10 protein-coding genes and 2 pseudogenes are annotated in these 9014 nt (G+C 72.3%); 7 read left to right on the forward strand and 5 right to left on the reverse strand.

The features are described 5' to 3' along the window. Nucleotides 1–51: 51 nt before the first annotated feature. From AB8Z36_RS23455 to AB8Z36_RS23465, 3 genes and pseudogenes are all read right to left on the reverse strand, one after another. On the reverse strand, nucleotides 52–831 hold the full coding sequence (locus tag AB8Z36_RS23455) for a TetR/AcrR family transcriptional regulator (protein ID WP_369215343.1): 780 nt from the start codon (nucleotides 829–831) through the stop codon (nucleotides 52–54). 130 nt (nucleotides 832–961) lie between these two features. Further along, a complete protein-coding gene (locus AB8Z36_RS23460) occupies nucleotides 962–2464 on the reverse strand; it encodes an MFS transporter (RefSeq protein ID WP_369215344.1) in 1503 nt (500 codons plus the stop codon). A gap of 115 nt (nucleotides 2465–2579) precedes the next feature. Beyond that, nucleotides 2580–3164, reverse strand: a pseudogene (locus AB8Z36_RS23465) (glycosyl transferase); the annotation flags it as partial. A gap of 19 nt (nucleotides 3165–3183) precedes the next feature. Between AB8Z36_RS23465 and AB8Z36_RS23470 the strand changes: the two are divergent. Then, entirely contained in the window at nucleotides 3184–3804 is a 621-nt protein-coding gene (locus AB8Z36_RS23470) for a hypothetical protein (protein ID WP_369215345.1), read from the forward strand. Nucleotides 3805–3831: 27 nt separating this feature from the next. Here AB8Z36_RS23470 and AB8Z36_RS23475 read toward each other — a convergent pair whose 3' ends face one another. Beyond that, nucleotides 3832–4530, reverse strand: a complete 699-nt coding sequence (locus tag AB8Z36_RS23475; protein WP_369215346.1) for a GAF and ANTAR domain-containing protein — start codon at nucleotides 4528–4530, stop codon at nucleotides 3832–3834. Nucleotides 4531–4602: 72 nt separating this feature from the next. After that, nucleotides 4603–5361: a GAF and ANTAR domain-containing protein gene (locus tag AB8Z36_RS23480; protein ID WP_369215347.1), complete on the reverse strand. Its 759-nt coding sequence runs from the start codon at nucleotides 5359–5361 to the stop codon at nucleotides 4603–4605. 304 nt (nucleotides 5362–5665) lie between these two features. On the opposite strand from AB8Z36_RS23480, the gene AB8Z36_RS23485 reads away from it, so the two are divergent. The 6 genes and pseudogenes from AB8Z36_RS23485 to AB8Z36_RS23510 all read left to right on the forward strand — a co-directional run. Next, complete coding sequence (locus AB8Z36_RS23485; RefSeq protein ID WP_369215348.1) at nucleotides 5666–6154, forward strand: hypothetical protein; 489 nt, start codon at nucleotides 5666–5668, stop codon at nucleotides 6152–6154. A gap of 138 nt (nucleotides 6155–6292) precedes the next feature. Next, nucleotides 6293–6724, forward strand: a complete 432-nt coding sequence (locus AB8Z36_RS23490) for a hypothetical protein (RefSeq protein WP_369215349.1) — start codon at nucleotides 6293–6295, stop codon at nucleotides 6722–6724. A 33-nt stretch (nucleotides 6725–6757) separates the two neighbouring features. After that, nucleotides 6758–7216 (forward strand): hypothetical protein, encoded by a 459-nt coding sequence (locus tag AB8Z36_RS23495; RefSeq protein WP_369215350.1) that lies wholly within the window; start codon nucleotides 6758–6760, stop codon nucleotides 7214–7216. Between the two features lie 59 nt (nucleotides 7217–7275). Continuing rightward, nucleotides 7276–7746 (forward strand): hypothetical protein, encoded by a 471-nt coding sequence (locus tag AB8Z36_RS23500; protein ID WP_369215351.1) that lies wholly within the window; start codon nucleotides 7276–7278, stop codon nucleotides 7744–7746. A 96-nt stretch (nucleotides 7747–7842) separates the two neighbouring features. Beyond that, nucleotides 7843–8463, forward strand: coding sequence for an L-threonylcarbamoyladenylate synthase (locus AB8Z36_RS23505; RefSeq protein ID WP_369215352.1), 621 nt, complete (start codon nucleotides 7843–7845; stop codon nucleotides 8461–8463). A gap of 112 nt (nucleotides 8464–8575) precedes the next feature. Continuing rightward, nucleotides 8576–9014: pseudogene (locus tag AB8Z36_RS23510) on the forward strand (molybdopterin-binding oxidoreductase); the annotation flags it as partial.

Genomic DNA, 9014 nt, shown 5'->3' on the forward strand with positions numbered 1-9014 from the left:
GGGTGGGAGACATCCGCCGCGAAGCGGCGGTTCAGTGCACCCGCGAAAAAGCTACGGCGCTGCCCGCGAGAGCAGCGCCTCGATCCCGGCGATCATCAGATCGAGGGCGACCGTGAAGTCCCGGTGCCACATCTGCTCGACGCTGTCCTCACCCCGCGCACGGATCAACTCGTCCGCGCTCCGCAGGACCTCGTGCGCGCCCAGCTCCTCGTGGACGGTCCCCATCGCCTCCCGGTAGTACTCGTCCTGCGAGACCCCCGCCTCCGCGCACCGCGCGATGTAGTGGCCCTCGATGGTCCCGAAGCCGTACACGAACTGGAAGACCGCCGAGATCGCCCCGTTCTGCGCGTACGCGGGGAGCCCGCTGTTCCGTACGGTGTGCTGGATCGCGACCGCGAAGGCCAGCCAGTTCGGACCGATGTTGAGGAAACGGCCGACGAGCGGCGACACCCAGGCATGGCGGACGAGCAGTGCCCGGTACTCCTCCGCGAGGGCCCGCAACTGCTCCCGCCAGGCGTCGGGCGCCGACTGCGGATCGGGGATCCGCATCTCGCCGCAGACCGAGTCGAGGGCCAGTTCGAGCAGGTCGTCCTTGGTGTCCACGTACCAGTAGACGGACATCGCCGTGACGTTGAGCTCGGTGGCCAGCCTGCGCATGGAGAACTTGGCGAGGCCCTCCGCGTCCAGGAGCCGCACCGTGGCCTTGGTGATCCGCTCCCGGTCGAGGCCGCTCGGCTGGTCGCCCTTGCGGGCGCCGCCGCGGGACGCCTTGCCCTCGAGCCAGACGCTGGCCCGCGCCGTGTGCTGCGTGCGGCCGGCTGCCTTGACCATGGCGCACCTTCCTGATCGGTTCTCGGACCCGGGGGCGGACGAGAGGGACGGACGAGGGGGGGACGGGCGAAGGGGACGGGCGCCCCGGAGTCCGGAGTTCCGGAATCCGGCCGTCCGCCCCACCAGGATGCTATGCCGCCGTCCCGCCCACGGAGTCTGCCCTCTCCGCCCTGCGCAGCAACGCCGCGGCAAGCACGCCTCCGGCGAACACCGCCGCCGCGCCCACGAGCTGACTCGTCTCCAGGCCCGAGGAGAACGCGTCGGCGATCCGCTCCCGCTCCCCCGCCGAGTCCGCCGCGGCCATGGCCGCCGGGAAGGACGCCGCGGAGACCGCGACGAGCGAGGCGAAGCGGGAGTTGAGGACCGCGCCGAGCACGGCGACGCCCAGACCGTTGCCGAACTCCGCGAGCGTGCCGTTGACGCCCGCGCCCACGCCCGCCTTCTCCACCGGAATGGCGCTCATGATGGCGTTGGCCATGGCGGGCATGGCGATCGCGATGCCCGCGCCCATGACGACGAGCCCGGCCAGCATGCCGTTGTAGGCGTCACCGCCGAGCAGCGCGATCACCGCGAGCCCGGCCGCGAGGGCGCTCATACCGGCCAGGATCGTCACGGGCGTGCCCAGCTTGGCGTGCAGCTTCGCGCCGACGCCCGTCAGGTTCAGGGCCACGATGGTCACCGCGAGCGGTGCCGTCCGCAGGCCCGCCTTCAGGGGTTCGTAGCCGAGGACGAACTGGAGGTGCTGGGTCAGCAGGAAGAGCGAACCGCTGAGCCCGAACGCGACCAGGATCGCGCCCGCCACCGCACCGACGAACCGCTGGTTGCGGAAGAAGTGCATGTCCAGCATCGGATACGGGATGCGCAGCTCCCAGAGCGCGAAGGCGCCGAGGACCACGACGCCGAAGCCCGCCGAGACCAGCACCTGTGCCGAGGTCCAGCCGTGCTCGGGCCCGGAGATGATCGCGTAGACCACCGAGGCCATGCCGATCGTGGAGAGCAGCGCGCCGAGCAGGTCGGGGCGGTCGCCGCGGGGGTTCTTCGACTCCGGCACCAGCTTGGCGACGGCGGCCAGGCCGAGCAGGGCCACGGGGAGGTTGATCAGGAAGATCGAGCCCCACCAGAAGTGGTTCAGCATGAACCCGCCGAGCAGCGGTCCCGCCGCGAAACCGAGGGAGCTGACGGTCGACCAGAGGCCGATCGCCTTCACGCGCTCGGTGTCGTCGAAGATCTGCACGACGACCGCGAGCGTCGTGGTCATCAGAAGCGCGCCGCCGACGCCCATGCCCGCGCGGGCGGCGATGAGCTGCGCCGACGACTGCGCGAACGCCGCGACCAGCGAGCCGGTGCCGAACAGCGCGAGGCCCGCCATCAGCATCTTCTTGCGGCCGTAGCGGTCGGCGGAGCTGCCCGCGGTGAGCAGCAGGCCGGACTGCACGAGCGAGTACGCGTTGATCATCCACTGGATGTCGGACGTGGACGCGTGGAGCTCCCTGGTGAGGGAGGGGATGGCGACGCTCAGGACGGTGTTGTCGAGCAGCACGGTGAGCTGGGCGAGACAGATGACGCCGAGGATCAGCCAGCGCTGCGGATGCCTGGGCGGTGCGGCCGATGTGTCGGCGGTCGTCGCCGTCATGGGCGGTCTCCTTCGTAGGGCTGGGGACACGACAGCTCTACGGTGTACGGGAGCCGTCCCATACACCGTAGAGCCGTTCTCTTACGCCGTACAAGGCGTTTTTCGTCCGTCCGGCCTACTTCTTCGGCTGCGTCAGGTCGTAGAAGGTCGCGCTGCCCGCCGTCACCTTCTGGAACGTCGACTCCACCCAGGAGGTGATCGAGGAGGACGTGCCCTTGCCGCCCGTGCCGCCACCGCCCATGCCGCCGCCCGCGACGAAGTAGTGGACCTCGCCGTCCGCCACGTACCGCTTGAACCGGGCGAGCGTCGGGGCGGGGTCGCTGCCGTTGAAGCCGCCGATGGCCATCACGGGCTCGCCGGTGGCGAGCTGGTAGCTGGCCGCGTTCTGCGAGCCGATGGCCGCGGCGGCCCAGGTGTAGTCCCCCGCGTCCTTCTCCAGGAGCTTCTCCGCCTTGGCCGAGACCTGGGCGCCGTCGAGCAGACCGCCCATGCCGCCGCCCCTGCCGCCCTCACGGGAGCCGCCACCCGGGAACCCGCCACCGGGGAAGCCGCCCTGCTGGCCCTGCTGACCCTGCTGGCCTGGCTGGTTCTGGTTGGCCTGACCCGCCTGACCCGCCTGACCTGCCTGACCCGGCTGACCTGCCTGACCCGGCGGCCGCATCCCGCCCCCGTCGCCACCGGGACCACCGGGGCCGCCGCCCCGGCGCAGCACCGGCAAGGTGGTCGGCGTCCTGGCCGCCGTGGCCGTCGCGCTGGTGGCGGCCGGTGTCGGCGGGTACCAGTTGTTCGCCAAGGCGTCCGGCGGGTTCCCGGAGGCGAAGTACCGCATGTCGGTGCCGTCCGAGCTGGTGGACGGCGGGTACAAGCTGACGCAGGACCTCTCCGACACCTCCGGCAAGGCCATTGTCGAGGAGAACCGGAGCCGGGCCAACATCCGGGACCCGAAGGCGGTCGTCGGGCAGTACGCGGGCCAGGGCGAGCAGGCGGGCGGCGCGCTGGTGGTCTCCGGCATGTACGGCCGGTTCAAGAACTCCGCCGCGGCGCGCGACGACATGATGCGGGGCGCTTCCGAGGCGCAGGGTGTCACGGTCGCCGTGCCCGCGCGTGACATCACGCCCGCGGGTTCGGGCCTCACCGTGCGCTGCCAGGTCCTCACCACCGAGCAGGGCGGCGTACGGAGCAACGTGCCGATGTGCGCCTGGGGCGACGACAACACCGGGGCCACCGTGGGCGTCGTCACCGCCGAGGACGCCAGGAAGGACCCCGCCGACATCGACCTCGACCAGGTCGCGAAGACGACGCTCCAGGTGCGCGAGGAGATGCGCGAGCCCACCGGCTGACCGTGTCGGCGCGGCGGTCCCGGCATCTCAGTCCGGCGTGTTCTCCAGCCGCGAGCGGTGGTTCAGGACGTCGTCGGCGACGTCGAGGATCGGCCGGTCGTGCGTGAAGGCGTAGGCGCGCAGCCGGGCGAGGGCCTGGTCGATGGGGATGGCGAGGCGGACGCTGAGGACACCGGCCGCCTGGTGCAGCAGGGCCCGGTGCAGCGGCAGCGGGTTGTCGCTGCCGACGTCGCGGGCCCCGACCGGGGTGAGGAGCATCAGGGTGACGGCCTCGCTCAGGGCGAGGGCGTCGGTCATCTGGTGGCGGCTGAGCGGTCCCGGAGTGTCGCGCCGCCCGGTCAGGGCGCCCAGCCGGATGACCCCCAGCTGGAGGGGCAGCGCGTACATCGCGCGCACAGGCCGGTCCCGCAGCGAGGGGAGCAGGGCGGGCCAGCGCTGCTCCGGCACGGCCCGCAGATCGGGCACGATGACCGGCGCGCCCGTGCGGGCGGCGTCGACGGTCGGGCCCTCGCCCAGGGTGTACTGGAGGTCCTCGATGGCGATCCCGGCCTTGTCCGAGGGGTCGCACCAGACCAGTTCGAGGCCGGAGCTGTTGCTCAGGGAGATGACGAGACCGTCGAGGTCGAGCGCGGCGGCGAACTGCGCGGAGTCGAGGCCCGTGAGGCCCTGGGGCGCGCGCGACGCCGTGGCGAGAAGCGTCGTGACGTCCGGGACGGCTGCGGACACCGCGGGGCCTCCTTGACTGAGTTGCGACGGGGCACTGGGGTCCGGCTCACGGAGACACTCGACGGGCGGGTGTCACTCGCGGCGCGGCTCCTCGGCCGGTGTGACGAAGAGTGCCATGTCCGTGGACCCCTGGACGACCTCCTCGCAGAGCCGGGTGAGCGAGGTGCGCTGGGCACGGGCGTGGCGGCGCAGCCGGTCGAAGGCGTCCTCGGGCTCGATGTCCAGGTGGGCGCCGAGCGCTCCTTTGGCCTGTTCGATCGCGATCCGGCTGTTGAGCGCGGTGTGCAACTGCCCCACGCGCTCCGCCTGGTCGTGGGCGAGACGCTGGTGCAGGATGCCGATGGTCGCCGCGTCGGCGAGCGCCTGGGCCAGGCGCAGGTCGGACGGGGTCAGACCGTCGGTGTCGGTGTGCATCACGTTCAGCGCCCCGATGACCTCCTCGCGCAGGCGCAGCGGGAGCGCGGCGACCGTCGCGAACCCGGCGGCACGGGCCGCCTCGGTGAAACGCGGCCAGCGCACGAGCGCCCCGGGCACGGTGAGGTCCACCGGTCCGACGCGCTCGCGCGTGCCGCAGCAGTCGTGGCACGGCCCTTCGCGCGCCTCCGTCTGGAGCTCCTCCAAGCGGTGCGCGGTGTCGGAGGAGGCGGTGACGTCCACCATGCGGCCGAGCCCGTCGAGCATCACCACGCCAGAGGCGTCCACGCCCAGCAGGTCGGTCACGTGGTGGGTCAGCACATGCAGGAAGTCGACCAGACGGAAGCCGTCCGCAAGGGTGTCCGCCAGCTCCAGGAAGGCCCGCGCCAACCGTTCGTCGCGCTCCGGCTGCGCCATCACGATCACCGTGTCCCATCCGGTCGGGTCGCGCCGTTGTTCTCCCTCGACCGGTGCCAAGGGGCGTGCCCCAGCGACCATTCTGCCGCCCCCGGCGCCGCGCCGGAACGGTTTCCGCCGTATCCGGCGGACGACCTGCCGCACACGCGAACCGCCCCCACCACCGGTCCCCCGTACGAGGGCGGCGCCGTGCCGCCGGTGTTCGGTTACCGGTCGGATGTCCGTGCCGGGACGCCGGGCGCGGGCAGCCGGGTACCTGTACGGAAGAGGCGGTACGGTGCCGCCGGAGAGCACGAGGAGAACGATGAGCCAGTCGTCCGCCAGCGCCTGCGGGGCCCCCGGGCCCGATGAGCACCCGACCATGGCCGACCGGGGCTGGCTGGCCATCGCCTGCCGGATCGCGGCCGAGGAACCGACTCCGGGGACCGGGCTCGCCGCGGGCGCGGTCGTCGTCGCCGCCGACGGCACCGAACTGGCCCGGGGGCGCGCCCGCGAGGGGTCGCGGGAGCACGCCGAGGAGGCCGCGCTCGGCGCTCTCGCCGCCGCCGGGAGCCGGTTGGGCGGGGCGACGGTGTACAGCTCGCTCGCCCCCTGCGCGCGGCGCCCGGACGGCGGCCGGCCGTGCGCCGAGCTCATCCGTGACGCGGGCGTGCGGCGCGTGGTCACCGCGGTGCGCGTCCCTGAGGGGGTGGCGGGCTCCGGCGACGGCGGCGGGCTCCTGGAGTCCGCCGGGGTCACCGTCATCGAACTGCCCGAGTACGCGGACGCCGCCATGAAGCCCAACCGGCCCTGACGCGACCGTCCAGCAGCCGGAGCCGGACGGACCGGCGCGCCAGCACCGCGGGGAGTGCTCCCGGGCGTCAGTGGCGTGTCAGCGCCCGGCGGGAAACTGCCGCCATCGGCAGAGCCGACCGGTACATCAGGGGGGACCATGAACCGGAGATTCAGCCATGTGCTGCTCGTCGCCGCCGTCGCCGCGACGGGGCTCACGGGGACCACGGCGGCGACCGCGCGGGCGGCGGGTTCGGCCGCCGCCTGTGTCATGCGGGAGAACAGTCCGCACACGGACTGGACCGGAATGAAGTGGGACGCGGACATCCTGTGCGACAACGCGCCCGGCGACGTACACCTCCAGTCGTTCGCCAGCAGCCCCGTGGTCGGCCGGATGGTGACCACCAGGAGCTGGTTCGTCTGCTGGAAGATCGGCGACCCGCACGCCGGTGGCAACAACATCTGGTACTACACCCAGGGCGACGAGGTCGTCTCGCGTCCGAGCGCGCAGGCCTGGGGCTACATGCCCGCCGTGAAGCTGGAGACGACGCAGGACCCGGTGCCGGGACTGCCCAAGTGTTCGTGGGGATGAGCGGAGATGACTGGAGATGAGGGGGACGCGGGGATGAGATCGGCGTTCCGCGGTGCGGCGGGACGGCGGCGCGCGCTCGGGGTGCTGCTGGCAGCGGCGGCGGTGTCGATGTGCCTGCCCGCCACGGCCGGTGCGGGCGTCCGGGCGGATGCCGCCGCCCCGGTCTGCCGCATCCGCGAGGGTGTGCAGCACACCGACATCAAGGGCCACACGTACACCAAGGACCTCTACTGCGAGAACGCCGTGGCCGATGTCTTCGCGACACCGGAGGTGTACGGCACGGTCATCGCCAAGCTCAAGACCTCGCCGAGCTGGTTCGTCTGCTGGCAGAGCGGTGACCTGCACCAGGGCGGCAACCGCATCTGGTACTACACGCAGGGCGACGAGATCCTCAACTGGCCGCTGTGGAAGGGCTGGGGGTACGTGCCCGCCTTCCGCATCGAGACCGAGCCGGACCCCTTCCCGGGCCTCCCGGCCTGCCTGCCGAGCTGACGGCACCTGTCCGGCACCTGTCCAGCACCCGTCCGACCACCGACCTCTGGAGCGAACTCGTGGCGTCATCCATGAAGCCGCGCGGCGTACGCAACGCCGCGTCGGCCCTCGTCCTCGCGGCCGCCGTCCTCTGGCCCGCGACCCCGGCATCGGCGGCGACGCCCACGGCCACGTCGACCGCCGCGACCCCGGCCGACGCGAACTGCGTCCTGCGGCCCGGCATCGCCCACACCGACACCCTCGGCAACAAGTTCACCGGCGACCTGTACTGCACCAACGCCCCGAGTGACCTGTACGGGCGCCCGGCCTTCGACGCCCCCGTGACCGGGCGGCTCAAGACGACCCAGAGCTGGTTCGTCTGCTACTCGATCGGCGAGGCGCACAAGGGCGGCAACAACGTCTGGTACTACACGCAGGGCGACGAGACGGTGAACCTGCCGAGCATCCAGGCCTGGGGCAACATCCCCGCGAGCAGCGTGCTGACCAGCACCGACCCCTTCCCTGGCCTGCCGCGCTGCCCCTGGCACTAGCGCCTTCCGGCTGGATCGTGCCGGGTGGTGGGGGCCGCGTACCGGCGGCCGCCCCGCCACCCGGGCGCCAGGACTCCGATCACCTAGACTCGGCCAATGGCCAAGTACTTCGACGTGCACCCCGACAATCCGCAGCGGCGCAGCATCACCACCGTGGTCGACAGCATCCGCTCCGGCGCGCTCATCGCGTATCCGACGGACTCCTGCTACGCGCTGGGCTGTCAGCTCGGCAGCCGCGAAGGCCTCAGCCGGATCCGCACGATCCGTCAGCTCGACGAGCGCCACCACTTCACGCTGATGTGCGAGAACTTCGCGCAGCTCGGCCAGTTCGTGCACCTCGACAACGACGTCTTCCGCGCCATCAAGGCCGCCACCCCGGGCCGCTACACCTTCATCCTGCCCGCGAGCAGGGAGGTCCCCCGGCAGCTCCTGCACCCCAAGAAGAAGACCGTCGGGGTGCGCATCCCCGACCACACCGTCACCCAGGCCCTGCTCTCCGAACTCGGTGAGCCGCTGCTCTCCAGCACCCTCCTGCTGCCCGACGAGGAGGAACCGCTGACCCAGGGCTGGGACATCAAGGAGCGGCTCGACCACGTGGTGGACGCCGTCATCGACTCCGGCGACTGCGGCACCGAGCCGACCACGGTCATCGACTTCTCCGACGGCGAGGCCGAGATCGTGCGCTACGGGGCCGGGGACACCTCCCGCTTCGAGTAGCACTGCCGCGTTCGAGCAGCGCCTTCGAGTAGTCCTGCCGACGTAGAGGGGCTTCTTTCACTCTTCCGAGGGACTGACCAATCCGCCCGGCCGTCGGTGCCGGATTCCCCCCGTGAAGACAGAGCGAAGCACCTCGCGACGCCGCGTCGACCTGTGGCGGGTCGCGGCCGGAGTCCTCGGCGGCCTCATCGCCGGGGCCGCCGCGCTGGCCGTCGCCGAGCTGGTCTCCGCGGCCGTCCGCCCCGAGGCGGGCCCCGTGGTGGCCGTCGGCGGCGCCGCGATCGACCGGACGCCCGCCGCGGTCAAGGACTGGGCCATCCGGCGGTTCGGCACGGACGACAAACTCGTCCTCCAGTCGGGCATCCTCGCGGTGCTCGCCCTGTTCGCCGCCGCACTCGGGGTACTCGCCCTGCGCCGCCGCCTCGTGGGCGCGGCCGGGGTGCTGCTGTTCGGCGTCGTCGGCGCGGTGGCCGCCACGAGCCGCCCCGACTCGACCGGCGTCGCGGACGCGCTGCCCTCGGTCACGGCGGCGATGACCGCCCCCGTGACCG

Origin of the sequence: Streptomyces flavofungini (assembly GCF_041028215.1) — a bacterium.
Lineage (GTDB): Bacteria > Actinomycetota > Actinomycetes > Streptomycetales > Streptomycetaceae > Streptomyces > Streptomyces flavofungini_B.